19 protein-coding genes are annotated in these 25,757 nt (G+C 54.3%); 11 read left to right on the forward strand and 8 right to left on the reverse strand.

The genetic code is table 11. From position 1 onward, the window contains the following. Positions 1–8: 8 nt before the first annotated feature. From CFELI_RS04325 to CFELI_RS04335, 3 genes are all read right to left on the reverse strand, one after another. Complete coding sequence (locus CFELI_RS04325; RefSeq protein ID WP_435383798.1) at positions 9–1,457, reverse strand: AI-2E family transporter; 1,449 nt, start codon at positions 1,455–1,457, stop codon at positions 9–11. A 90-nt stretch (positions 1,458–1,547) separates the two neighbouring features. Further along, positions 1,548–1,778, reverse strand: a complete 231-nt coding sequence (metS, locus tag CFELI_RS04330) for a methionine/alanine import NSS transporter subunit MetS (RefSeq protein WP_374724722.1) — start codon at positions 1,776–1,778, stop codon at positions 1,548–1,550. 18 nt (positions 1,779–1,796) lie between these two features. After that, the gene (locus CFELI_RS04335; protein ID WP_277105678.1) at positions 1,797–3,422 is read right to left on the reverse strand and encodes a sodium-dependent transporter; all 1,626 of its coding nucleotides are present in this window, start codon (positions 3,420–3,422) and stop codon (positions 1,797–1,799) included. A gap of 297 nt (positions 3,423–3,719) precedes the next feature. Here CFELI_RS04335 and ychF point away from each other — a divergent pair, with 297 nt between their 5' ends. Together ychF and ltrA are read left to right on the forward strand one after the other, a co-directional pair. Then, positions 3,720–4,805 carry a redox-regulated ATPase YchF gene (gene ychF / locus CFELI_RS04340; RefSeq protein WP_277105679.1) on the forward strand — a complete coding sequence of 362 codons (1,086 nt, stop codon included), beginning with the start codon at positions 3,720–3,722 and terminating at the stop codon, positions 4,803–4,805. Between the two features lie 621 nt (positions 4,806–5,426). Beyond that, positions 5,427–6,749 carry a group II intron reverse transcriptase/maturase gene (ltrA, locus tag CFELI_RS04345; protein WP_290258958.1) on the forward strand — a complete coding sequence of 441 codons (1,323 nt, stop codon included), beginning with the start codon at positions 5,427–5,429 and terminating at the stop codon, positions 6,747–6,749. A 158-nt stretch (positions 6,750–6,907) separates the two neighbouring features. Here the strand turns inward: ltrA and CFELI_RS04350 are convergent, their stop codons facing one another. The 5 genes from CFELI_RS04350 to CFELI_RS04370 all read right to left on the reverse strand — a co-directional run bounded on the left by CFELI_RS04350 (position 6,908) and on the right by CFELI_RS04370 (position 15,497). Next, the gene (locus CFELI_RS04350; protein WP_277104938.1) at positions 6,908–7,213 is read right to left on the reverse strand and encodes a hypothetical protein; all 306 of its coding nucleotides are present in this window, start codon (positions 7,211–7,213) and stop codon (positions 6,908–6,910) included. A gap of 529 nt (positions 7,214–7,742) precedes the next feature. Next, positions 7,743–8,816: a hypothetical protein gene (locus CFELI_RS04355; protein ID WP_277104937.1), complete on the reverse strand. Its 1,074-nt coding sequence runs from the start codon at positions 8,814–8,816 to the stop codon at positions 7,743–7,745. Between the two features lie 239 nt (positions 8,817–9,055). Then, on the reverse strand, positions 9,056–10,558 hold the full coding sequence (locus CFELI_RS04360; RefSeq protein WP_277104936.1) for a chymotrypsin family serine protease: 1,503 nt from the start codon (positions 10,556–10,558) through the stop codon (positions 9,056–9,058). Positions 10,559–10,763: 205 nt separating this feature from the next. Next, a complete protein-coding gene (locus CFELI_RS04365) occupies positions 10,764–13,751 on the reverse strand; it encodes a fibronectin type III domain-containing protein (protein ID WP_277104935.1) in 2,988 nt (995 codons plus the stop codon). A gap of 834 nt (positions 13,752–14,585) precedes the next feature. Continuing rightward, entirely contained in the window at positions 14,586–15,497 is a 912-nt protein-coding gene (locus CFELI_RS04370) for a DUF808 domain-containing protein (protein WP_277104934.1), read from the reverse strand. 107 nt (positions 15,498–15,604) lie between these two features. Between CFELI_RS04370 and CFELI_RS04375 the strand changes: the two genes are divergently transcribed. The 9 genes from CFELI_RS04375 to CFELI_RS04415 all read left to right on the forward strand — a co-directional run bounded on the left by CFELI_RS04375 (position 15,605) and on the right by CFELI_RS04415 (position 25,697). After that, on the forward strand, positions 15,605–16,486 hold the full coding sequence (locus CFELI_RS04375; protein WP_277104933.1) for a 2-dehydropantoate 2-reductase: 882 nt from the start codon (positions 15,605–15,607) through the stop codon (positions 16,484–16,486). A 123-nt stretch (positions 16,487–16,609) separates the two neighbouring features. Next, positions 16,610–17,188, forward strand: a complete 579-nt coding sequence (locus CFELI_RS04380) for an ECF transporter S component (protein ID WP_277104932.1) — start codon at positions 16,610–16,612, stop codon at positions 17,186–17,188. A 233-nt stretch (positions 17,189–17,421) separates the two neighbouring features. Further along, complete coding sequence (locus tag CFELI_RS04385; RefSeq protein ID WP_374724768.1) at positions 17,422–18,876, forward strand: ABC transporter ATP-binding protein; 1,455 nt, start codon at positions 17,422–17,424, stop codon at positions 18,874–18,876. Beyond that, positions 18,873–19,619, forward strand: coding sequence for an energy-coupling factor transporter transmembrane component T family protein (locus CFELI_RS04390; RefSeq protein ID WP_277104930.1), 747 nt, complete (start codon positions 18,873–18,875; stop codon positions 19,617–19,619). The genes CFELI_RS04385 and CFELI_RS04390 overlap by 4 nt, the downstream gene beginning before the upstream one ends. Continuing rightward, the gene (locus CFELI_RS04395) at positions 19,616–20,161 is read left to right on the forward strand and encodes a nucleoside/nucleotide kinase family protein (RefSeq protein WP_277104929.1); all 546 of its coding nucleotides are present in this window, start codon (positions 19,616–19,618) and stop codon (positions 20,159–20,161) included. Before CFELI_RS04390 ends, CFELI_RS04395 begins: the two co-directional genes overlap by 4 nt. A 297-nt stretch (positions 20,162–20,458) precedes the next feature. Continuing rightward, a complete protein-coding gene (locus tag CFELI_RS04400) occupies positions 20,459–22,063 on the forward strand; it encodes a peptide ABC transporter substrate-binding protein (protein ID WP_277104928.1) in 1,605 nt (534 codons plus the stop codon). 85 nt (positions 22,064–22,148) lie between these two features. After that, a complete protein-coding gene (locus CFELI_RS04405; RefSeq protein ID WP_277104927.1) occupies positions 22,149–23,075 on the forward strand; it encodes an ABC transporter permease in 927 nt (308 codons plus the stop codon). After that, a complete protein-coding gene (locus CFELI_RS04410; protein WP_277104926.1) occupies positions 23,068–24,030 on the forward strand; it encodes an ABC transporter permease in 963 nt (320 codons plus the stop codon). Before CFELI_RS04405 ends, CFELI_RS04410 begins: the two co-directional genes overlap by 8 nt. Next, positions 24,027–25,697 carry a dipeptide ABC transporter ATP-binding protein gene (locus CFELI_RS04415; RefSeq protein WP_277104925.1) on the forward strand — a complete coding sequence of 557 codons (1,671 nt, stop codon included), beginning with the start codon at positions 24,027–24,029 and terminating at the stop codon, positions 25,695–25,697. The genes CFELI_RS04410 and CFELI_RS04415 overlap by 4 nt, the downstream gene beginning before the upstream one ends. The last annotated feature ends 60 nt before the right edge of the window (positions 25,698–25,757 follow it).

Below are 25,757 nucleotides of genomic sequence, written 5' to 3' on the forward strand. Positions count from 1 at the left end.
TCTTACTATTATTTTGGTTTCTTAAAGACACGTGCCACCTTCTTCGGCGCATCATTAATCATCTCCAGCACCGAATGCCGATCAAAGAACGCCTCATCACCCCGCGAACCATCGGAAGAATCACTCTCGTGACTACGCGAGGCCAACCGATCGGCAATCATTTGACGGCCAATCGCCTCACCCCACAACCCCGTCAACGAACCAGCAGTGGTTGCAAACTCAATCTCCGCAGCAGTTTTCTCACCCGCCCGAAGCGCAGTCATATCGTGCAAATAGCGCAACAACACAGCGATCATGGCAGCAACAGGCACCGCCAAAAACGCACCAACAATGTGGAACAAAGAACCACCCACGGTCACAGACACTAGAACAATCACAGGGTGCAGATTCATCGCACGCGAATGCAGCAACGGGGACAACACATTGCCCTCAATCTGTTGCACAACCAACACAATAATCAGAGCAATGATTGCCTTGGTAGGGCCCAGCGAAACTAGCGCTACCAGTACCGAGAGCGTACCGGCGACAAAAGCGCCCACGATGGGGATGAAACCGGCAATAAACGTAAGCACTGCAAGCGCAAAGGCCATCGGGACACCCAAAATAACCAAACCTAAACCGATGAACACAGCATCAACGGCGGAAACGATGGCTTGTGCCCGAATAAAACCAGACAAGGTGATCCAGCTGCGGGTCAAAATTTCAGTCAGGTGCCAGCCAGCACGTTTGCCCACCATTCCACGCAACCACGGCAGGAACTTATCCCCATCTTTAAGGAAGAAGAAGGTAAGCACCATCACGATACCCAAAGTGACAAGCACTGACGTGGCCACACCAAGCCCAGAGAAAATCTCGCTGGCAATCAAACCACCCTGTTGTTGCAGCCATCCCACAGCCGCATTGATGCGCTCAGAAAGCTGATCAGAATCTAAATTCAGTGGCGGCCCTTGAAGCCACAGCTGAAGGCGCTGAACACCCTCAAAAGCTTGGTAATACAAGGTTTGTGACTGTCTGCCCACGTTAGGCGCAATCATCCAAATGACAAAACCGAAACTGCCAAAAGCGCCCAGAATAGCCACCAATGCGGCAAGGCCAGCTGGAACACCCACCTTCCGCATCGCTGAGACCGGTGGCCACAAAACCGTGCTCACAATCAAAGCCAAAGCAATAGGCAGCGCACCGCGCCATACTTGGCGCAAAATGTACCAGGCGACGAACGCAGCTGCGGCAATAATCAAAAGTCGCAAACACCACGCGGCGAGTGTTTTGATACCTGCCGCAATAATTTCTGCACGGTCGATGTGCACGGTTGCATCTTCATCGGGCTGCAACTGTTCGAAAACTTCGGCAGCCTCAGCAGAATCTACAAACCGCTCAGGCGCAGTGGTTTCATTTTGCGTGCTGTGCGCAGGATCGGGTTCGTGGGAACTGGTGTGAGTGGTGCTGTGTTTAGTCACAAACTCCATCTTGGCACAAAGAAAGGGGGCCGGTGTGGACGAACCCACACAGCCCCCTTGAGTTGGGAAAATTTATCTCAACCTGAAACTTTATGCTTGTGTTGCTACGTTTTCCTCGGCAGCATTATCCGAAGATTGCTCACCGTTACCGTTGGTGCGGATTTCTTGGGCGATCAGGACTTCGTCGGTGGCAAAATCGTTGGTGCCGAGCTGACCCGACATGTCATCGGGGTGGCGCTGCAGGTGGATCAGTGTTGCCACTAGGCCGCCCCAGATGACCACGATGAACAACAGCATCATTGTGAGAGCAATTCCGCTCATGAGAGTTTTCCTCGCTTCCTATTTGTATTGTTCGATGGCGAAGCCGGCAATGCGGCGCTCATTTGGGTTGAATTGGCGGGGGACTTGTGGGATTCGTTCGAGTTCCGGTTCGATACCGAAGTCGGATCCCGGTGGGCCGTCGATTGGCAGACCCTTTGGCCAAGACAGCATGCTCATGATGAATCCGGCACCGACGATGACACCGACTACTGCCCAACCGTAGATGGCCACTTGCGCGGTGGTGTAGCCCCCATAGGGTTCCTTGATCAGGGATACGAGTTCTTGGAAGAGGGTGAAGCCCAGAACCAGGGTGGTGATGTTGACTACGCAGATGCGCCACCAGATTCCTACGCGGAAGGAGGAAACCATGTTGAGGTGTCCGGAGACTTCGTCGATGCGGCGCAGGATCCAGTCGAGGACGATGATGATGATCAGTGCGACCGCAACAATACCGACGTTGTTGGTGAACTTGTCCATGATGTCGAGGTTGACCAAACCTGCGGTGGTGGAGAACAGGGTCAGCGACAGGACTGCCATGAGCACACCCACGGAGATTGCGGTGGTCTTACGTGGCAGGTTCAGCTTGTCCTTGACGGCGGAGACAACAACCTCAAACAAGGAGAACAGGGAGGTGAAGCCGGCGATGGTCAGGGAACCGAAGAAGAGCACACCGAAGATTCCGCCTAGTGGCATTTGGTTGATGATGGTTGGGAATGCGATGAATGCCAGGCCGATGCCGCCGCTGGCTGCTTCGTCGACGCCGACACCTTGCTGGAGGGCCATGAAGCCGAGTGCGGCAAACACGCCGATGCCTGCGAGAACTTCGAAGGAGGAGTTTGCGAAGGCGGTGACAAGGCCGGTGCCGGTGAGGTTGGTGCGTGGCTTGAGGTAGGAGGCGTAGGTCATCATGATGCCGAAGGATACGGAAAGCGAGAAGAAGATCTGTCCGTAGGCGGCAACCCAGACGGTGGGGTCGGCAAGTACTGACCAGTTCGGGGTGAAGAATGCGTTGAGGCCGTTGACTGCACCGTCGAGGAAGAGGGCGCGGATGACCACGATGAGGAATAGGGTGGTCAGCAGTGGCATGAAGATTTTGGAGATGCGGCCGATGCCGGAGTCGACGCCGACGGCGAGGACGGCGATGGCTGCTACCCAGACGATTGCCAGTGCGATGAAGATTTCCCAAATGAAGTCGAAGGAGAAGGTCTGGGATGCGTCCATTTGGAGGAAGGTTTCAAAGAAGTAGGTGTTGGGGTCGTCGCCCCAGACCTTGTTGAAACTCTTGACGGTGTAGAGTGCTGCCCATGCGATGATGGCTGCATAGTAGATGGTGATGAAGAAGCAGATGCCTACTTGGAACCATCCGATAGGTTCTGCCCAGCGCTTGATGCGGCGGAAGATGAGCGGGTCGGAGCCGCGGTAGCGGTGTCCGAGTGCGTAGTCGAGGAACAGTAGTGGGATGCCTGCGGTGAGCAGCGCGATGAGGTAGGGGACGAGGAAGGCTCCGCCGCCGTTTTCGTAGGCGATGTAGGGGAAGCGCCAGATGTTGCCGAGACCGACGGCTGAGCCGATTGCTGCGAGGATGAATACCCAGCGGGTGGAGAATGTTTCCCTTCTTTGGCCTGGGTCTACCGAGTGTGCCATGAGGAGAACGCCTTTCTTCGTGTTGGTGGGGCGGATGTGGAGGTTTTCTGATCGTCGGTGGGTTGGGTGATCAGTGGTGCTTCGTGTGCAGGGGTGTGGGTGTGTGCGCACGTTGCCTTGGTGTGTGAAGTGTCTTGGCCGATGAGGGGGTGTCCTTATTGGTAAAGGCTTCGGTCTAGAACTTTCGATACGGCAGATTGTATAACTAACATTCCAAAAATGGGAAATCTAATCCCATTATTTGGGAAGTGGGGGATGGGGTGGGGTAATCCGGGTGAGGTGCTACTATGAAAAACCGTGAGCTTAACTCTTGGAATTGTCGGACTGCCAAATGTGGGCAAGTCCACCCTTTTTAATGCCCTGACCCGCAATGATGTTCTGGCTGCGAACTATCCGTTCGCCACGATCGAGCCCAATGTGGGTTTGGTGGAGTTGCCGGATTCTCGTTTGACTCGCCTTGCTGAGATCTTTGGTTCTGAGCGTATTTTGCCTGCCACTGTGTCTTTTGTGGATATTGCTGGCATTGTCAAGGGTGCGAGTGAGGGTGAGGGTATGGGTAATGCCTTCCTTGCCAATATTCGTGAGGCGGATGCGATTTGTCAGGTTGTTCGTGCGTTTTCTGATGAGAATGTGATCCATGTTGATGGCAAGGTGGATCCGAACACTGATATTGATGTGATTAATACTGAGCTGATTTTGGCGGATCTTCAGACGATTGAGAAGGCTCTTCCGCGCCTTGAGAAGGAGGCGAAGAAGAACAAGGAGCTTGTCGACGCCGTGACTGCGACCAAGAAGGCGCAGGAAATCCTCGAAGATGGTCGCACGTTGTTCTCTGCGGCTAAGGTCGGCGAGATTGATTTGGCTCTGGTGCGTGATTTGCATTTGATGACGGCGAAGCCTTTCCTTTATGTGTTCAACTCTGATGAGGGTGTGCTCACTGATGAGGCGAAGAAGGAGGAGTTGCGTCAGCTTGTGGCTCCTGCTGATTGCGTGTTCTTGGATGCGAAGACGGAGACTGAGCTTTTGGAGCTTGATGAAGATGAGGCTTTGGAACTTTTGGAGTCTGTGGGGCAGACTGAGCCTGGTTTGCATTCTTTGGCGAAGGCTGGTTTTGCCACTCTTGGGTTGCAGACCTATTTGACGGCTGGTCCGAAGGAGTCTCGCGCATGGACTATTCATCAGGGTGATACTGCGCCGAAGGCGGCGGGTGTTATTCATACTGATTTTGAGCGCGGTTTTATTAAGGCTGAGATTGTGTCTTTCGAGGATCTCGATAAGGCCGGTTCGATGGCTGAGGCCAAGGCCCAGGGCAAGGTCCGCATGGAGGGCAAGGATTACGTCATGGTCGATGGCGACGTGGTGGAGTTCAAGTTCAACGTGTAGCTTTTTTGGCGCACAGAAGGGGTGAAAAACTCACCTTAATCTCATAAGCGGGAGGCCTTGGTGAAAACCTAGACCTCCCGCTTTCGGTTCGCCCGACATGGGCATGTTCTTAAGGGTGTGAGTCCCTGATAGTGAAGGTGGTTTAACTATGTAGCTGATGGCAACTGCAGCATCGTGAGGTGTTGTGGGGAGGAAGCTTCAAGCGAAATCCTGCACCGAGGTATACGAATCACATATAAGGCGCGCTGATCTGGGTAAGGCTGCCGAAGAAGTCGAAGCCCGTTCCATCGAAGTGGTTAGTGCGTAGATGTGGCGGTTGTAGGAGGAAAGAGCATGTTCTTAATCGGGGAGGCCTGTCACAGACTATGCCAAGTAGGTGTGGTAAGCCCTGTTGTGGGTTGGTGTGGTAGGAGTCAGCCGAGGTCATAGTACTCGTGGGAGACACCGCGGTCCGCGGTAGCCCTTATGGTGGGTGAGCGAGGAAGGACTGAACTTTACATTGTTGAGTATGGAACCTGGATTGTAGTTATGCATAACGGTGAAAGCTGCCAACCACGTGTGTGTGGGCATTATGGGGAGGATAGGGTGAATCCCGACGATAGCCATGGTGTGCTTAGTTGTGTGTCTGCCGATGTAGGGGAAGTGTCAACTGGTGCGGGTGCTGATCTGTGGAATCAAGTCTTTTCAGGTGGCAATCTCCGCACTGCATTAGAGCGGGTTAAGACGAATAAGGGTGCTGCTGGTGTGGACGGGGTAGGTGTTGAGGATATTGACGTTTATCTGCGCGAACACTGGAGTGGCATTCGTGAGCGTCTTGACGCGGGAACGTATAAGCCGTTGCCGGTTCGTGAGGTGATGATCCTAAAGCCTTCGGGTGGTTGGCGTATGCTTGGTGTTCCGACTGTTGTTGATCGTGTGATTTGTCAGGCGATCGCGCAGGTACTTACGCCTATCTTTGATGTGGGGTTTGTGCCTGTGTCTTTTGGTTTCAGGCCTCAACGTAGCGCACATATGGCGTTAAAGACCGCACGTGGGTTTCTTAACGAGGGGTATGTGTGGGTTGTTGAGGTTGATTTGTCGAAGTATTTCGACACGGTTAATCACGACATGTTGATGTCGAGGGTGGCTCGTAAGGTTGACGATAAGCGCGTGTTGAAGCTTATTCGGGCGTATTTAAACGCTGGGATTATGGCTGATGGTGTTGTTCGGTGTAGTGATGCAGGGACTCCGCAGGGGTCACCGTTATCGCCGTTGTTGAGCAATATCATGTTGGATGATTTTGATCATTATCTTGCATCTAAGGGCACGAAGTTTGTTCGTTATGCTGATGATATTCGGGTCTTTGTTCGTTCCAAGCGTGCTGCGCAGCGTGCGCTTGCCCAGTCTGGGAAGTTTCTGGAGGGGAAGTTAAAGCTGCGGGTTAATCAGGAGAAGTCCACTATTTGTCATGCGATTAAGGCGGAGCTTTTAGGCTATGGGTTCTATCTGGTTCGTGGTGATCAGTATCGGTTTCGACTTACTAAGGCCACGAAGGTGAGGGTTTTAGCCCGAGTGAAAGAGCTTACGGCAAGATCGTGGTCGGTGTCGATGGAGTATCGCATTGACCGGTTAAACAAATATTTGCGTGGATGGCTTGGTTATTTCGCGTTGGCGGATGCGAAGGTGTTTCTTAACCGGCTGGATGAGCATCTTCGTCGTCGACTGCGGATGTGCGTATGGAAGCAGTGGAAACGTATCCGAACGCGGATACGGAACCTCTGCCGCTTGGGTGTGGATAAACAAAAGGCCTATGAGTGGGCTAATACCAGTAAGTCCTACTGGCGTATCGCTGGCTCGTGGGTGCTTACAACCACGCTTACTAATGCGTATTGGAATGACCAGAACCTCGTATCAGCCGTGGCGTATTGGAACTATAAGCACAGTCAATACTCTGTATTGGTGTAAGGAACCGCCGTATGCGATGAACCGCACGTACGGTGGTGTGAGAGGGCTGCCGGGAAACCCGGCACCCTACTCGATCATAAAAACACTGGGGTGCATCTTCAAGCTCGGGTGGTGTTTCTGCGCTGCGTGACCATTGGGTGTTGGAAAACCCTGAGGGGCTAAAGCCCTAGGTCTGAGAGGTATTCATTGAGGTAACTCTTGAGGGAACTGCGGTTGGAATAGCGTTTGCGCAGGCCTGCAACACCACTGGCGAGTAAGTCACAGTCTTCGCTTTCTTTGTGTGGGTCGTGAAGTAAGACCATAAAGGCGAGGTTGTACAGCACACTGCTGGTGAGTTGGTAGATGCGGCGTTCTGGTTTGTGCAGAAAAAGTGAGGCTTGTTCAAGTCCCACTTTCACGCCACTTTCTGGGTCGAGTAACGTAAGCCAAATCAGCAGTTCTCTGGAGATAATTGTGTTGGTCATCGAGGGCTTTTCCTCAACGAGGGCTACAATTTTTTCTGGGGAGTCAAAGTACACGGGGGCAAGGCGCGATTCTGAGTACGCCGTGTGCTGCGTGGCGATCCTTGCTAGAAGTGTTTCGTATGCTTCTTCTATGGTGCGTGCTTGCGGGGTGGGGGATGCTTTGGCACACAAGGTTGCTGGGGAGATCGTCAAAGGTGGTGCCGGTGCTGGGTGACGTATCCGCGTGCGGCGAGGCTAAGCGCGAGACGAAATTCTTTGTTTGCCAGGCTGAGATAGAGGTATGTCAGGCGTTGGTGTGTGGGATGGGGAGGCGAAATGGTGTGTGCATGGTTTTTGTGATAGTCGGAAATGGAGAAGTTTTTCAACACTAGCGTGTCGACGCCGGGGGCACTGAGGTGCGTGTATCGAGCGCTCGTTCTTTTAAGGTGTGGGTAAGAATAAGCACCGAACTTTGTTTCACTCGTGCTGGGTGTTTCAAAGTCCGGTGCGCAGGTTTAAACACAGTGGTGGGGGAGGATGCGTGGGTGTTTTAACGTCCGGGGATTAAGTGGCGGGGCATGAGCCAACCGAGGGCGGCGAGGACGAATCCGGCTACTGCGGCTACGACTGCGATGATGAGGTTGGTGTTGGATTCTTGGCGTAGTTGTGCCTGTTGTTCGTGTAGTTTTTTGATTTCTCGTTCGTAGGCTTCGGGGTTGGTTTTGTTGACGAGGTCTTGGTGAGCGTTTTCGGCTTTGTTGGCTCGGTTGTTGGCGTCGTTGATGTTTTTTTCGTGTTGGCGCAGGATTTTGGAAAATTCTGAGGGGCTAGGCAGGTTGCTGCCGAAGCTGTCTACTTTGTTTTTCAGTACGTAGGAGTTTTTGATCAGTTCGTCTTCGGTGGGTTTGTAGTGGTTGAAGCCGAGTTCGGCGTTGTATTCTGGGGTGATTTTGGCGAGGTCTTCGCGGTGGATGATCGACATGGCGACTTCGCGCCCGCGGTTGGTGCGGTATTTGAAGGAGCCGACGGCGTGGCCGATGAAGCCGCGGCCAGGTACCCAGGCGGGGCCGCCGGAGTCGCCGGCTTGTGTGTTGAGGTCTGCGGCGTAGACGAGGTGGTCGGTGACGTTGAAGATGACTGCGCAATAGATTTGGTTGCTGGTTGCGCCGAAGCGGCACACTTCTTCGCCTACTTCTGGGATGTGGGTGCGGTCGCCGGAGTAGGTGTTGGCACCGGCGCTTTCGGGGTGTGTGAGGGTGATGGAGGAAAGGTCGTAGAAGAAGTAGTCGGATACTGCTTGGCGTTGTGCGTCGCCTTGGAGATGTTCGACGTTTTCGCTCACGTTGTAGCGGTGTTCGAGTACGCCGATGGGTTGGTGTTCATGGTTGAATACTTGCGACCCGTTGGGGGCGCAGTGGCCGGCTGTCCAGAGTCGGCTGTTGTCGCGGTCGACGTAGCCTACTGTGCATTGGAATTCGCGCCCGTTTGTGTTTTGGATGTAGATGCGTTCGCCTTGGTTGACAATGGGGATGGGGGTTTCGGCGACTGCGGGTTCGGTGAGGGAACTAGCAAGGGCTGTGGCAGTGCCGAGGGCTGCGGCAACGGTGAGGCGAGGATGACGCATGAGGGTATAGTTCTTCTTTCACACACAATTTTGTGGTTTTGTGGGGGTGCCCAGCGCTGTGGGCCATTGTGAAATTGGAAATGTTTAATATTATAGGCAAGGTTTGCCTACTGGTATGAAAGTTTGAGTAAATTCTCGTATCCCCCAAGGATGAGTTAACTCTTGGGGGATTAGTGATAGGTGATAGAAAAAGTGCTTGTGAGGGGCGCTTTTAGGCCCCAGTGCTGGTCGGGGGTGATTTAGGTGGGAATTTTTAGTCCTTTTCCAAACCAGCCGAAGAATGCTGCGATCAAACCGAACACGGCTGCGGCGATTGCCACGATGATTCCGATGGTGCTTTCTTTCTTGAGCTTGTCATGTTTGGCTTGCAGTTGTTCAAGCGCACGGTTGCTGGCATCAGCGCTGTCGCCACTATCGCCTGCACTGTCGCGATCGCCCGCACTGCCAGGATCGCTGGTATCAGGGTTCTGAGGGCGTGTGCTTAGTTGTGCAATTTCGGCTTTGAGCGCGGCGATCTGTTCTTGGGCAGCGTGAAGCTCGGCGCGCAGTTGCGCCTGATTGTCTTGCTCTGCAGGGTCTGTGGCTGTGTTGTTGGTGGTGCTTTCGGCAAGCTGGGCTTTGAGGCGGGTGAGTTCTTCTTGGGCGTTTTTCAGGGCTTGGGCGAGTGTTGCGCGTTCGGTGTTGCTGGCGTTGGCTTGGTTGAGCTGGGTGCGCAGGCTGGTGATTTCGGCGCGCGCCTGTTCTAGTTGTGTTGCAAGCTGGTTCTTTTCGCGCTGTGTGGTGTCGGCGTCGGCAAGCTTGCGTTTGAGTGCGTCGAGTTCCGCACGCGCGGCCGCGAGTTCGTGGGCGTGGGCATGGGCGTTGGAAGCGTCGCGCAGTTTCGCTTCAGCGTCGGCGACTCGCTGTTCGGCTGCTTTGAGTTCTTGCTCGTGTCGGCGCAGGATGCGGGCGAATTCGTCGGCGTCAGGCAAGTCCCGTCCGAAGACGGTGTTGGCGTTGCGGATCGCGTAGGAGTTGATCAGCAGCTCGTTTTCTGTGGGAATGTAGTGCTCGAAGCCTTCGCTGGCGGTGCGCTGCGGCACGATTTGTGCCAGGTCTTCGCGGTGAATGATAGTCATGACCAGGCTGCGGCCTTCGCGGTTAGTGAAGTTAAATGCCCCTACTGCCTGTCCCACGTAGCCTTCGCCGGGCACCCAGGCCGGCCCACCTGAATCCCCACCTTGGGTGTTGAGGTTGGCAACATAAATGAGGTGGTCGGTGACGTTGAAGATGGATGCGCAGTAAACTGCGCGTGTGGTTGCCCCGAATCTGCACAGCTGCTCACCTGCGGTGGGGGTATAAGGGCGGTCCCCGGAGTAGGTGTTTGCGCCCGCCATTGCGGGGTCGATCAGGTCAACATAGGAAATGTCGTGGAAGAAGTAGTCGGCTGTTGCTTTTCTGCGCTCTTCGCCGCGCAAATGATCGACGTTTTCGCTCACGTTGTAGCGGTGCTTGAGCGTGCCGACGGCCACCCGCTGCTCGTTGTACACAATCGACCCGTGGTGGGAGCAATGCCCAGCTGTCCAGATCCGCGCATTCTTCTTATCCACGTATCCGGCGGTGCAGTTGTAGCTAATACCGCGCGAATCCTGCACGAGAATCAAATCACCTTGATTCACGACTGGGGTTTGGGCGAAGGCGGGGCTGAGCGGGATCAACGCCGCTGTGATCAGACTTGCAAGAATTGCGCGAAACACACGCATAATGAAAACTCTCCTTGTGTAACTCACGATCTCTTCACATAAAACCGTGAGAGGTTCAGTTTGGGGGAATCAACAAGAAAGTGCCGCCCTTCTTGCGCACACCGTGTCGTCGCACTCGAAGGTTGCAAACACTGGTGTGTACGAGGGGGAAGGGCGGCACATCATTGTGACACATGCGGCATTGCTACCACATGAGGTCGAAGGCTTAGAATCCCAGACGCGACTTCAGCATGTTCACTGCTTCGGGGAACAGTGCAGCTACAGCGCCGAGTGCTGCAGCAATCGCCGCAACCACACCGAGAACACTAGCCACGATCACCCAAGGGCTTGCCGACGGCTTTTCGGTAGGCTCAGCTGGCTTTTGGCTGGTGCTGCTTGGGCTCGTCGAAGGCTTTTGCGACGTCGTGCTTGGCGCCTGCGATGGCTTCGGTGTTTGCGAGCTTGGTGCTGCAGAAGGCTTCGGTGCTTGCGCGCTTGGCTTTGGTGCCTCAGCACTTGGCTTTGGCTCCGCCGGGGTCGATGGCTTTGGTGCCTGCGCGCTTGGTTCAGCAGGTTTCGAAGGAGTTGCCGAAGGCTGCGCGCTTGGTTCAGCAGGCTTCGAAGGAGTAACCGAAGGCTGCGCGCTTGGTTCAGCAGGCTTCGAAGGAGTAACCGAAGGCTGCGCACTCGGCACAACCGAAGGCTTAACTTCTGGGAACTGCACAGTCAGTGGCAAAGAGAAGTCCAAAGTACGGTCGGTTTGCGACAAGGCATGTGCAGCAGAGGTGCCGATCGCATACTTCTTGCCCTTTTCCAAAGCTCCAGCTGGGATGCTCAGTGCAGTAGAGAAGCGGCCATCGCGGATTCGGGCAGAATTCACATGAACTTGGGCAGCCAGTTTCGTTGTGGTGTTCAAGAGAGTACCTGGCTTCCACGTTGAGGTGTCGTAAACGAAAACATAGGTGCCGTTGGCTGCGCCGTCGCCGACATACCCGGAGCCGGTCACGGAGATTTTCGTTTCGCGATCAGCGAAAACAATCGTGTTATCAGCAATCAGCTGTGGCTTTGCGACTGCGGGGTCAGCAAGCTTCAACAGCGCACGTTCCTTATACTCATCGCCCTTGAAGGAAAGAACAGTATACTTCTTGGTTGGATCCAGAGTATTTGCTGGAATCTGTAGTTTGTGCGTGAACTGGCCGTTAACGACCTGAACGTCAGTTTCCAGCAACTTAGGGGTTTCTAGTTCAGCTGGCACAATAGCAAGCTTGATAGTGTCAGTATCGGTGTAGCCGGAACCAGTGACAGTGACTGTAGAAGCCTTCTTTGTATCAATCAGATCCTGCGAAACTTTGAGGTTAAGATTGCGCACCACAGGAGGCTTTGCAATAACAACCGCAGCTGTAGGCTCCGAAGGAGCCGAAGCGCCAGCAGCATTGTGCGCGGTCACCGTAGCAGTCCACGAACCCGGTCCGAAACCAGTGAAGGTTAGCTGTGAATCTTCTTGTCCTGCCTTTTCAACCCTAGTTTCTGTGCCATTGGAGAAAACAATGGTGTAGCTGCTTGCGCGGTCGGCTCGACCACTGTTGACATCCACCCAGGATACGGTCAATGATCCGGGAACTGCACCTGCCTGAAGATGCGGTCGTGCCGGAACACTCGGGAGGATTGCCTTTTCTTTCTCAACAACGAAAGGCCGAGAGAACACTTCCTGAGAGTACTTTGAATCCCAGAACGTTGTAGAAATATCTGCAGAGACACCAACAATGTAGTTGCCTGGCTTTACATCGAAGAACTCAGCCCGACCAAGCTGGTAACCCAAGTCTTTTTGGTCGACATATTTATAGGGGGTTACTGAAGCGTCGTAAAGCTTGATGCGATAGCTTGTTGCGCGGCTATCGGTTGGGCGACCCCAAGTGACTGTAACTTTATTCTTGTCGCTTGGAACGGCATGAACGGAGGTTACTGGCTGTGCCCTCAAGGAAAGCGGAACTGCTTTATCTGCACGACGATCAGTGGCTACTGCAGTGCCGCCAGCCACGGTACCAATCTGGTATTCGATACCGCGGTTAAGAAGCAACGTGTTTGCTGGGATGGTGATCGTCTTAGTGAAGGAGCCGTTGTTGATCTCATTCGGCTTGACCTCAAAGCTCAAGGAATGTGCAGAGGAAGACGCAGAAGGGCGAGAACCAGGGACCCATTTATTTGTATCCCAAACAACAATGTAGAGTCCGTCTTTCACCGCGCCACCGGTGTAGCCGCTACCTGTTACCGTGATCTCGTTATTAACGGTGGAATCGATCAAGTGTGGTGTAGCGCTGAGCTGCAGATCACGAGGATCCTCGGAAGCGACAATCTCGGCGGAAGCTTCCGAAGGTTCAGAGCTACCAGCTGCGTTGGTGGCCACGACTGTTGCTTTGTACGTTTTACCAACAACCAGACCTGAAACGGTGGCGCGTTCTTCGTCCCCATCGACTTTGACCACGATTGGGTCGGTGGAATCAGTTGGGGTCAATGTGACCGTGCTGTGCAGGATTGGTAAGCCGCCATTGCTATTGCGGTACCACTGAACCCGCGCTTGATTACCCCCAATGAACTCCACAAATGGAGCGTTCGGCTGAGCAGGTTTGGTGCGTTCATTAGTCACCGTCAGCGACTGAGAATAGAAGGGGGTGTTGACCTGAGAATCATTGGTCCATGCGGTGACCTCAACCTTGTAGGTGCCCGCTGGAACGTTGTGAATGTACTCGGTATTGTGCACAGTGTGGGAAGCTTCGCCAACCTGAGCGTTGTTTTGCGCATTTAAAAGTTTCACTGTGTAGTGGTTCGCATCTTCAACCGGTGCCCACCAAGCTACGACGGTTGAGCCGTCGACGCGAACAAAAGCCTCGCGAACAAGTGTTGCGGTGCTATCTTCGTTTTCTTCTTCAGCAGCAGGAGTGTCGGCGGCTTTCTCTGTGCTGGTGGCAGCCTCAGCCTCGGTGTTAGAGTTTTCCGCCGATTCAGCATCTTCTTCGTCGCCAGTGGTGGCGGGAGCTGGGTCAGCGGAAACTGCGTTTTCAGTTTCAACGCCAACGGAGGAAGAATCACTTACAGGGGTTTCGTCCTGAGAGGAGACATCAGGTTGAGCCAGCGCATTCATCCCTGGGGTGGCCAGCAGCATGGAAACGCCGGTTGCGGACGCAATGAGTGCACGACGCCATTTCGGAGCATGCATAAGAAAGCTGATCCTTTCACTAAGAAATAAATAAAACCAAGGTGAGCCTAGCAAGCGTTAGGTAAGCCTTCCATTGGATTGAAGTGTGACCTAGCTTTCTTAATGATCATTTGTGTCGTTTAGCAGCTGTGATGCGGGGCGGGTTTGATCTTTAGGTTACCCTCAACTGGGGCTGTGTTTTGTGTGCAAAAGCACTGGTCATTGTTAAAAATTAGTGTTCGATATAAGCGAAGTTGCTTGTGTGGGCCGGGCGTATATGAACAAAAATGTATACATTTCAGCAACCTTGGGTGGCGGCGATCCTTGTGTGCTTGCGGGTGTGTGGGTGTGTTGAATCGTGTGAGGTATGGGTGGTAGTTGGGGGTAAAAACCATGCTTTCCTTAAATTTTTCTGTGTTAATGGGATTCTTTTTCTTGGTGGTCATGTCCGCTAATGCTTTTGTGCCTACTTTGTGTCGAGGCTTGGGAAATGGGGATTGTGGTACGGATGGGCGCTTTGGGGTTCCGGTAGTGCTGGGTGGGAATGTGTGGGCTTTTGCGCTGGTACATGTGTGTTGTGGGTTGGGGTGGATAAGTGGTAAAGGTTCGGGGGGGGGCTTCTGTGGAAAATATCAGTTAGAGATAGAGCAAGTGATACCCATAAAACCGCAGGGCAATTTCTGCTATCTGTGCTGAAACTCTAAGTGTTAGTTTGAATCAATCTTTACGTATTGATAGGTGTGTGATTTTTTGGGTGGGTTGGGGCACATAGGCTGCATATACCTGCACAACACCCGAGGGAATGAAAAACGGCCCTGGCGAAAAACGTCAGGGCCATCTGCTAAAAAATTATGCTCAGTGCTTGTTCTTGCGTGGAATAAGATGCATGATCACAACGACGATCGCACCCACGATCAAGCCAGTAATCAGGGAGAAGAAGGTCTCAATCAGCCACATCACAAACCCGCCAAGATGGTGAGCTTTCTCAGCCAAACCATGCACAAAATGGTAGGGGGCATGCAGACCAAGCTCATCCGCGCCGACTAACAAAATATGGCCACCAACCCACAGCATGGCCAACATGCCAATGAAGGCAATCACCGACAAAATTTTTGGCATCGCCTGCACAAGACCCCGCCCGAAACGCCGTGCAGTGGAAGAATCCTTCGCCATCATCTTCAGACCAAGATCATCCATTTTTACCAAAAAACCCACAGCGCCATACACCGCAACAGTCACCGCAATAGCCACAGTAAACAGCACCGCAGCCTCCATCCAGATGCTTTGATCGGCAACCTCATTAAGGCTAATCACCATGATTTCAGCCGACAGAATCAAGTCTGTGGTAATTGCACCGCGCACCAGCGCGTTTTCATCCTTCGGCCCATCATCGTCCTCCCCATGGTGGTGGCCGGAGATATGCTCCCACACCTTTTCGGCACCCTCAAAGGCCAAATATGTTCCACCGAGCATCAGGATCGGAGTTAAAAGCCACGGGGCTATCGCATTGAGCAGCAAAGCAATGGGCAAAATGATAATGAGCTTGTTAAACAACGACCCCTTCGTGATCCGCCAAATAATGGGCAGCTCCCGGGCGGGGGTGACACCTTGGACGAAACGTGGGGTTACGGCGGCGTCATCAATCACCACTCCCGCTGCTTTGGTGGAGGTTTTGGCAGCTGCTGCCGCCACATCATCAACGCTTGCAGCAGCGGTTTTTGCAATCAGGGCAACGTCGTCAAGCAAGGCTGCGAGGCCACCGGGCATAAGGACTCCTCAACTAAAAAGGGCGGGGGCGAACAAACGCGTTCATTACACAAATATTCCCCTATCTTAATGCGCACATGCACATACTCGTGATAGTTATGGGGACTATGAAGATTGCAATTATAGGCGCAGGTGCTGTGGGCTGCTGGTTTGGTGGGTGGCTTTTTCATGAAGGAGCGGATGTCACCCTGATCGCCCGCGGGGCAACATATGAGCACCTCAGTTGCAATCCAGTGCGACTACTCAGCCCTGAAATAACCCGTGAAGTCGCAGTTCCCGTTGCCGCCAGCCTGAAAGAGGTTGGCGATGTTGACCTGATTATTGTGGCAACGAAGAGCATCGGTGAGGTTTTCCTCCCCGATTCTATACCCGAGCATGCGGTGGTGATGGTGACTCAAAATTCCGTGGAAATGCCTCAGCTTGCCTTCGATCGTTTTGGCACGCATCGAGTGATTCCCGCGGTGGTTCGTGGCTTTTTCACCAATCAAGGTCCAGGTATCTGCCACCACGATGGCAATATTCAGTCGCTGACCTACGGCAGTGTTGATCCGCGCACGCAGCATGTTGTGGAGCAGCTCCACGCGCTGCTTGATCGAACCCCCATCGATTCCGTGGTCTGCGCGGACATCATGAAAGACGTGTGGATGAAAGCAATGTTTGTCACCACCTTCGGCAGCCTCGGGGCACTGACCGGCAAACCCCTCGGCGAGGTACGCACCACCTACCGAAAATCCCTTGCGAACCTGATGCACGAAATCTATCTCACCGCACGTGCCCACAACGTCGATCTGCCTGATGACGCCGTCAACCAGGTTCTCGCATTCGCCGACGCCCAAGACCCGGCGTCGACAAGCTCCATGCAGCGCGACATCATGGCAGGCAAAGAAAGCGAACTTGATGCCCAAGTAGGGGCGGTGGTGCGCATGGCGCAGCGGGTCGGGCTGGAAGCAGTGGGACACAGGCTGGCACTTGATGCTCTTTCCACTTAAACACCGAATAGGTTAGGCTTAAGTCTCTCTGGGTGCCCCTCGAATACGAGGGTGCTGAGATTACACCGTTTGAACCTGATCTGTGCGTAATGCCAGCGCTAGGGAGAAAGAGAGATAACCACTATGAAGTGGCGCACTATTGATATTGTCATCGCACCAGTACTCGGAGCCGCACTCGGCCTGATTTTCTGGGTATGGAACTCCATCGGCGGAGCCTGGTACGAAGCTGCCAACGCAGTCACCCCAGGTTTCGGCGGCATCGCCGTTGGCATCTGGCTGCTCGGTGGCGTGCTCGGTGGCCTGATTATCCGCAAACCCGGCGCAGCCATATTCGTTGAAGTTTTTGCCGCCTGTGTGTCTGCGGCGATTGGCAACCAGTGGGGGATTACCACTATTTATTCCGGTCTTGCCCAAGGGTTGGGCGCTGAGCTGATTTTTGCTCTGTTTATGTATCGTCGTTTCGGGGCTGGGGTGGCAATGCTGTCGGGTGTTGGTGCTGCTTCTGGTGCGTGGTTGTTGGAATTTTTCCTTTTCGGCAATATTGCAAAGACCTTTGCGTTTAACGCTACGTACTATGTTTCCTTGGCTGTTTCTGGCGCTGTGTTGGCCGGTGTGGTTGGTTTTGTTGTGGTCAAGGCGTTGGCATCAACGGGTGCGTTGGATCGTTTCGCTGCTGGGCGTGAGCGTACGCAACTGGTTTAAGGCTGCTGGTTTTTTTCAGGCGTCGTGAAATGCATGCGCGTGATTTTTCTTCAGTCGCGTAGGCTGCTGCGGGGTGCGTGTGGGGAGGTGTTGCTTCCTGCTTTCTGTTGTCGTGGACGTCGGTGCGATAACGGGGGAGTAGGTGGTGGCGTCGATACGCAATAAGTTCTGCGTGCAGGATGTGCGGGGGCAAGTAGCGTTGGAAAAAATTTTTTGATGAGAGGTACATGGGGATGGACGGTGCGGGGCAGGATGAGCCGGGGGTGCATGCGGGTGGCAACACTGCGCGGATTCAGGTGCGTGGGTTGAGCTTTCGGCATGCAAGTAGGAAAAAGCAAGCGCTAAAAAATCTTCATTTCACCGTTGAGGCGGGGGAGCGGGTGCTGGTGCTCGGGGCGTCGGGTTCGGGAAAATCAACCTTGCTTGCCGCCCTAGCTGGGGTGTTAGGTGCAGACGAAGGCGAACGCACAGGCGAGATTGTGACAACGGGGATTGTGGGCATGGTGATGCAAGACCCCGACTCCCAGGTTATTGCTGGAACTGTCGGCGACGATGTGGCGTTTGGGTGCGAAAATCTGTGCATCCCGAGGGAAGAAATCTGGCCGAAAGTGCGCGCTGCCCTCGATGCGGTCGGGCTTGACTGTCCCCTTGACCATCCCACCGCTGAGCTGTCTGGCGGGCAAAAACAGCGCCTCGCCCTTGCCGGGGTGATCGCAATGGGCGCGGATATTATTGTGCTCGATGAACCTACCGCCAACCTCGACCCGCAGGGGGTGCGCGAAGTTGTTGCCGCACTCACGCAGGTAGCGCAGCGTAGTGGTGCAACCGTGATCGTGGTTGAGCATCGCGTCGAAACCTGGGCGAAGCTGGCAACGCGTGCACTCGTGCTTGCCGACGGCGTTATCGCCGCCGACGGACCTGTCGCGGAAGTCACCGCCACACACGGTGCCATGCTGGCCGACCAGGGCGTGTGGATGCCAGGACATGACCCCACATTCCCCCCTGTTGAAAAGATCAGCGCCACGACCGACAACGCTGTAACCACCCACGAACTTGAAATCGGCTGGACCAGGCCACAAGCAGTACCGCCGATCACGATCCCGCTGGGGGCATCCACCGTGATCACCGGGGCAAACGGTGCCGGAAAAACCACTCTCATGCTCACACTTGCGGGGTTGAAAAAACCACTCGCAGGCAACATCGAGTACCACCCAGACATCACGCAAGGCCTGGGGCAGGACCTCCACGAGTGGAAATCAGCGCAGCTTGCTCAGCGCATCGGCTACGTCTTCCAAGACCCCGAACACCAATTTGTTGCCCGCACCGTCCGCGAAGAATTGTTGGTCGGGGTGCGGCAGAAAAAACTCTTCCGCGCTGCCACCTACACACCCGAGGATGAAGCGAAAGCCGAAGAAATCCTCCACCGCCTACGGCTCGAGCACCTCGCTAGGGCCAACCCCTTTACCTTATCGGGCGGGCAAAAACGCCGCCTGTCTGTCGCCACCGCACTGATCAATGCGCCAGGCCTACTCTTTTTCGACGAACCCACGTTCGGTCAAGACCGCAGCACCTTCATCGAGCTCGTGAGCTTGATGCGCGAGCTCACAAACACCGGTACCACTGTTATTTCCGTCAGCCACGACGAACTGTTTATCGCCGCCATGGCAGATCAGGAAATCCGACTATGACCAACATCAACACCTTCAACCCGCTTGCCCGGATCATCGCCCTTTTTGTCTTCACCACCCCACTGTTACTCAGCGTGGATGCAGTCAGCGCCAGCATTGCACTCGCACTCACCCTCATCGGTGCACCACTCGTGGGCATGAACTGGAAAGAACTAGGCGCACGAGCATGGCCAATCTTCCTGCTCACCCCCATTGCAGGCATTTCCATGATGTTGTACGGCAGACCGGAAGGAACAGAGTACTTCTCCTTCCTCTTCGCCCACGTCACAGACAACTCCCTGCAGCTTGGCTTTGCCATCATGTTGCGCGTACTCGCCGTTGCATTACCCGTTGTGGTCCTTCTGGGCACCATCAACCCCACCGAATTAGGTGATAGCCTGAATCAACAACTCAAACTCCCACCCCGCTTTGTCATCGCCGCAGTGGCCGGCGGGCGACTGATCAGCCTTTTTCGCCGCGACTGGGAATCCATGCGCCGCTCTCGCCGCTCCCGCGGCATCGACAGATCCGGCGCATTCATCACACTCACCTTCGGGCTGCTTGTTGTAGCTTTACGACGGGGAGCAAAACTCGCCACAGCCATGGAAGCCCGCGGCTTCGGGGCCTACCCGAGGAGAACCTATGCACGACAATCCCACTGGAATACCCGCGACACTATCCTCATTGTGGTCTGCCTGCTCGCCTCCATCATCGCAATCACCGTGGCAGTAGTCACCGGATACTTCAAGTTTCTCGGCGCATGATCTACCTCATCGATGGGCGCAGCGGCGCCGGAAAAACCACGTATGCGTCCACCTTAGGCCTTGACGTCATCCACCTTGATGATATCTACCCCGGCTGGTCAGGGCTTGCCGAAGCAAGCCGCATGGTTGCCCGCGACGTCCTCGATCCGATTAACCCCGGGTTTTGGCGCTGGGACTGGGACAATAACTGCCGTAAAGAATGGGTCGCCCTTCCTCACCGCACTGACTTTGTGATCGAAGGAGTAGGGGCGATCACCGAAGAAAACATTCACGCCGCCTACCACTATTCCCTACATCACGCCAAGCAAATGCGCGACGTCACACAACACCAAGGCACAGTAGCATTGTCCCCTGCAGAACTGAGCGCCCACTGCCGACTGATTGTGCTCGAACTCGATGCCGATGAACGCAAACGTCGCGCGCTTCGCCGCGACCCCGACTACGCCGAGTACTGGCACATGTGGGCAGCACAAGAAGACATACACATGGCCACAGTGGGCGAATTAGCGACACGTTATCCCATCGAGTTCCTCAGCACATGACACAAAACCCTTGAAATTACAGCGATTGACAAGAGCCAAGCGAGGTGCCAGCTGAAAACAATGGTGCATCAACGGGGGTAGTGCAATCGCTCAAGATGAGGAAACAAAGTGGTGGGGCGACACTGCGGGGGTGTTGATGTTTAATGGCTAACTTATTTAACTTCACATGATGTGGGTCACCCTATAGGATGTGCTTCAAAGCACAAGTATCAGATCCTCCATATCTACATTCACCAGCAAAACCCGCAGGTGAGTAAACCGGATCGAAATACACCACATCGACGAAAGGTCTGCTTAATGTCTTTGAAGAAGACTCTGGCACTGGGCGCAACCGCAGCCTTGGCTTTTAGCCTCGCCGCATGTTCTAACGACTCCGGTTCATCGAACAGCTCCTCTTCCGGATCCAAGGAATCCGGTGGTACCAACTACGTCACTGCATGGGGCAGCGAACCACAAAACCCACTGATCCCCGGTAACACCAACGAAACCGGTGGCGGACGCATCGTTGATCTCGTGTACTCCGGCCTGTTCTACTACGACGCCGAGGGCAAGACCCACAACGAGATGGCTGAATCCGTCGAACTCGAAGGCGACAAGACCTATAAGGTCACCCTCAAGGACGGCATCACCTTCGCCGACGGCACCCCTGTCAAGGCCCATAACTTCGTTGACGCATGGAACTACACTGTCGAAAACTCCCAGCTGGGCGCCTACTTCTTCGAGCCCATCAAAGGCTATGAGGAAGGCAAGAAGCTCGAAGGCCTCACCGTTGTTGACGACAAGACCTTCACCATCGAACTTTCCCAGCCAGAATCGGACTTCCCAAGCCGTTTGGGCTACTCCGCCTTCTACCCACTGCCTGATGAGGCATTCAAGGATATGGACGCCTTCGGTGAAACCCCGAACGGCAACGGCCCTTACAAGGTGGAAACCTGGAACCATAACCAGGACATGGTTCTGGTCCCTAACGAGAAGTACGACGGACCACGTAAGGCAAAGAATGACGGCTTGAAGCTGGTCTTCTACGCATCTCAGGATTCTGCATACGCTGACCTGTTGGCAGGCAACCTCGATGTGCTGGATGCAATCCCAGACTCCGCATTCGCCACCTTCAACTCTGAGCTGGGCAATCGTGCGGTGAACCAGCCAGCGGCAATCTTCCAGTCCTTCACCATCCCAGAGAAGCTGGAGCACTTCTCCGGTGAAGAAGGCGTACTGCGCCGCCAGGCGATCTCCATGGCGATTAACCGCGCTGAAGTAACCAAGGCTATCTTCCAAGACACCCGCACCCCAGCCACCGACTTCGCCTCCCCTGTGATCCCAGGTCACACCGATTCCCTCAAGGGCAGCGAAGTTCTGGAATTCAACCCAGAAAAGGCGAAGGAACTGTGGGCGAAGGCTGATGAAATGAGCCAGTTCACCGGCTCCTTCACCATCTCCTACAACTCCGATGGCGGACACCAGGCATGGGTTGATGCTGTGACCAACCAGATCAAGAACACCCTCGGCATTGACGCTGTGGGTAACCCCTACCCAGACTTCAAGTCGCTGCGTAAGGACGTCACCGAACGCACCATCTCGGGCGCATTCCGCACCGGCTGGCAGGCCGACTACCCATCCTTGGCTAACTTCCTCGGGCCACTGTACGGCACCGGCGCAGGCTCCAACGATGGTGACTACTCCTCCGCAGAATTCGATGAGCTGCTGAAGCAGGGCGCTGCTGCTGAGAGCCCAGAAGCTGGTGAGAAGTTCTACAACGAAGCGCAAGAAGTCCTGCTCAAGGATCTCCCAGTGATCCCACTGTGGTACTCCAACGTCACCGGTGGTTACGGTGAAGGCGTGAGCAACGTTGTCTTCGGCTGGAACTCCCAACCTGTGTACTACAACATCACCAAGGGCTAATGCCTTGATCCTCTAAGCCCCGCGACAAGCACCCAGTAGTGTGTGCTCACGCGGGGCTTGAGACTTTGAAAGGACCGCGACTTCAATGCTTCGCTACATTGGTCGACGCATGCTCCAAATGATCCCCGTGTTCTTTGGCGCAACGTTGCTACTTTATGCTCTTGTGTTTTTAATGCCCGGTGACCCAGTGGAAGCACTGGGCGGCGATCGGGGTCTTTCCGATGCCGCTCGGGATCGCATCAGGGCGGAATACAACCTGGATAAACCTTTTATCATCCAGTACCTTTTGTACATCAAGGGAATTTTCACCCTCGATTTCGGCACCACATTCTCCGGCCGTCCCGTGGCTGAAGCCATGGCTAACGCATTCCCCGTGACCATCAAACTGGCGCTGATGGCCTTGGCCTTTGAAGCAATCTTCGGCCTGCTTTTCGGCGTGATCGCAGGTATGCGCCGGGGTGGTTTCTTCGACTCCACGGTGTTGGTGGCCTCGTTGTTTGTGATTGCTGTGCCTTCCTTCGTGATCGGCTTCGTCTTCCAATTCTTCGTAGGTGTGAAATGGGGTATCTTGCCGCCTACAGTGGGGCCGAACGAAACGTTTAAGAATCTCCTCATGCCTGCCATCGTGCTGGGTGCGCTTTCTTTCGCATACGTTGTGCGACTAACGCGGCAGTCGGTTACCGAAAGCCTCAGTGCTGATTATGTGCGCACCGCCCGTGCGAAAGGCCTTGACGGTGCGACAGTAACTCGCCGCCATGTTCTTCGTAACTCGCTGATTCCAGTGGTGACCTTCCTTGGTGCTGATCTTGGTGCGCTGATGGGTGGCGCGATTGTCACTGAAGGCATTTTCGGCATTAACGGTGTTGGTGGTGCTATCTACCAAGCAATTTTGAAGGGTGAACCGACCACGGTGGTGTCCTTTACCACGGTTTTGGTCATTGTGTACATTGTGGCTAACTTGCTCGTGGACTTGCTCTACGCCATTCTCGACCCGAGGATCCGCTATGCATAACGAAGAAAAGAACAAGATTTTGCCCGGCCAGCAGCGCTTTGTGGCACAAGATGACGAGACTGGTCTGGGCGCTGTCGACGCCGTTGCTGATGAATCCGCACCTACGAGTGTCTGGGGTGAGGCGTGGCGCTATTTGCGTCGCCGCCCACTGTTTTGGGTATCGGCCGCACTGATTCTCATTGCAGTCTCCTTGGCGCTTTTCCCACAGCTGTTTACCTCCACCGATCCGCGGTTCTGTGAGCTTTCCAATAGTTTGGCTAAGCCTTCGATTGATCATCCTTTCGGCTTTGACCGTCAAGGCTGTGACATTTACTCCCGCATGGTTTATGGTGCCCGCGCCTCCGTTTTGGTGGGTATTCTCACCACTGTGTCGGTGGTGGTGTTGGGCACGATCATTGGTGCATTGGCTGGTTATTTCGGTGGCATTTTAGATGCGTTGTTGTCCCGTTTGACCGATATTTTCTATGCGGTTCCACTGGTGTTGGCTGCCATTGTGGTGATGCAGATGTTTAAAGAGCATCGCACCATTTTCACGGTGGTGTTGGTTTTGACCTTGTTTGGTTGGACCTCTATTGCTCGTATTACTCGCGGTGCGGTGTTGGCAACGAAGAATGAGGAATTTGTCACCGCTGCTCGTGCGGTTGGTGCGTCGAATTTCAAGATTCTTACCTCTCATATTTTGCCCAATGCGGCTGCCCCGATCATCGTGTATGCCACGGTGGCTTTGGGTACTTTCATTGTGGCGGAGGCAACGTTGTCCTTCCTTGGTATTGGTCTTCCTCCCACCATTGTCTCGTGGGGTGGGGATATTGCTAAGGCGCAGGCCTCGTTGCGTACACAGCCAATGGTGCTGTTCTACCCAGCGATGGCGCTGGGTGCAACGGTGTTGAGTTTCATCATGATGGGTGACGTGGTTCGCGATGCCCTCGATCCAAAGGCACGGAAGAAGCGATGACAGAAAATAGCACTTTAAAGCCACTGCTTGAACTGAAAGATCTGCGGATTTCTTTCGAATCCACCACCGGTACGGTGGAGGCGGTTCGAGGCATCAATATGACGATTTATCCCGGTCAGTCTGTGGCTATTGTGGGTGAATCGGGTTCTGGTAAATCCACGGCTGCGATGAGCATTATTGGTTTGCTTCCCGGTACTGGCAAGGTTACCGGTGGGCAGATCATTTTCGACGGTGCGGATATTACGCACCTGCCGGAGAAGGAAATGGTGCGCTACCGGGGTGCGAAGATTGGTTTGGTGCCCCAAGATCCGATGAGTAACTTAAACCCCGTGTGGCGGGTGGGTACTCAGATCAAGGAGGCGCTGCGGGCTAATAATGTGGTGCCCAGTGCGCAGATGGATGAGCGTGTGGCCACTTTGCTTGAGGAAGCAGGCTTGCCGGATGCTGCTAAGCGTGCCAAGCAGTACCCTCATGAGTTTTCTGGTGGTATGCGCCAGCGTGCCTTAATTGGTATGGGTTTGGCTGCCCGCCCGAAGTTGCTTATTGCCGATGAGCCAACTTCTGCATTGGATGTGACTGTTCAAAAGCGGATTTTGGATCATTTGGGTTCGTTGACCAAGGAGTTGGGTACTGCGGTTTTGTTCATTACTCACGATCTTGGTTTGGCCGCTGAGCGTGCTGAGCATCTTGTGGTGATGCACCGTGGTCGTGTGGTGGAGTCTGGTCCGTCGCTGGATATTTTGCGTAATCCTCAACACCCTTACACGCAGCGTTTGGTGAAGGCTGCTCCTTCGTTGGCTTCGGCACGTATCCAGTCCGCGCAGAAGAAGGGCTTGGAGTCCTCGGAGCTTCTTACTGCTGAGCATCCGACCAGTAGTGAGGAGATTATTCGTGTTGAAAACCTCACCAAGGTGTTTAAGGTTCGTGGTTCCAGTGATTTTAAAGCTGTGGACGATGTGAACTTCAGCTTGAAGAAGGGCACTACTTTGGCGCTGGTGGGTGAGTCGGGTTCCGGCAAGTCCACGGTGGCGAATATGGTGTTGAATCTGCTCGATCCAACCTCCGGCAAGGTGTTTTATAAGGGCACGGATTTATCCACGTTGGGGGATAAAGAACTGTTTGATATGCGCCGTAAGCTGCAGGTGGTCTTCCAAAACCCGTATGGTTCTTTGGATCCGATGTACTCGATTTATCGCTGTATTGAGGAGCCGTTGTTGGTGCATAAGGTGGGTGACCGCAAGGAGCGTGAGAATCGTGTGGCGGAGCTGCTGGATATGGTGGCTATGCCGCGGTCGGCGATGCGCCGTTTCCCTAATGAGCTTTCGGGCGGTCAGCGTCAGCGTATTGCGGTTGCGCGTGCGTTGGCGTTGAAACCGGAAGTGGTGGTGTTGGATGAAGCTGTGTCGGCGTTGGACGTGTTGGTGCAGAATCAGATTTTGCAGCTCCTTGCCGATCTTCAGCATGAGTTGAGCCTGAGCTATTTGTTCATTACTCACGATCTTGCTGTGGTGCGTCAGACCGCCGATGAGGTGGTTGTGATGCAGAAGGGCAAAGTGGTTGAGCAGGGCAGCACTGATGAGTTGTTCCTCTATGCCAAGCAGGACTACACCCGCGATTTGATCAACTCGGTCCCAGGGTTGGGTATCGAATTAGGGCTCAATATTTAGCACTCGTTCGAAAGTAATGCGCGTAAGAGCATTCACCCTTGTGTTCTTACGCGCTTTTCA

This window comes from Corynebacterium felinum, assembly GCF_030408755.1.
GTDB lineage: Bacteria > Actinomycetota > Actinomycetes > Mycobacteriales > Mycobacteriaceae > Corynebacterium > Corynebacterium felinum.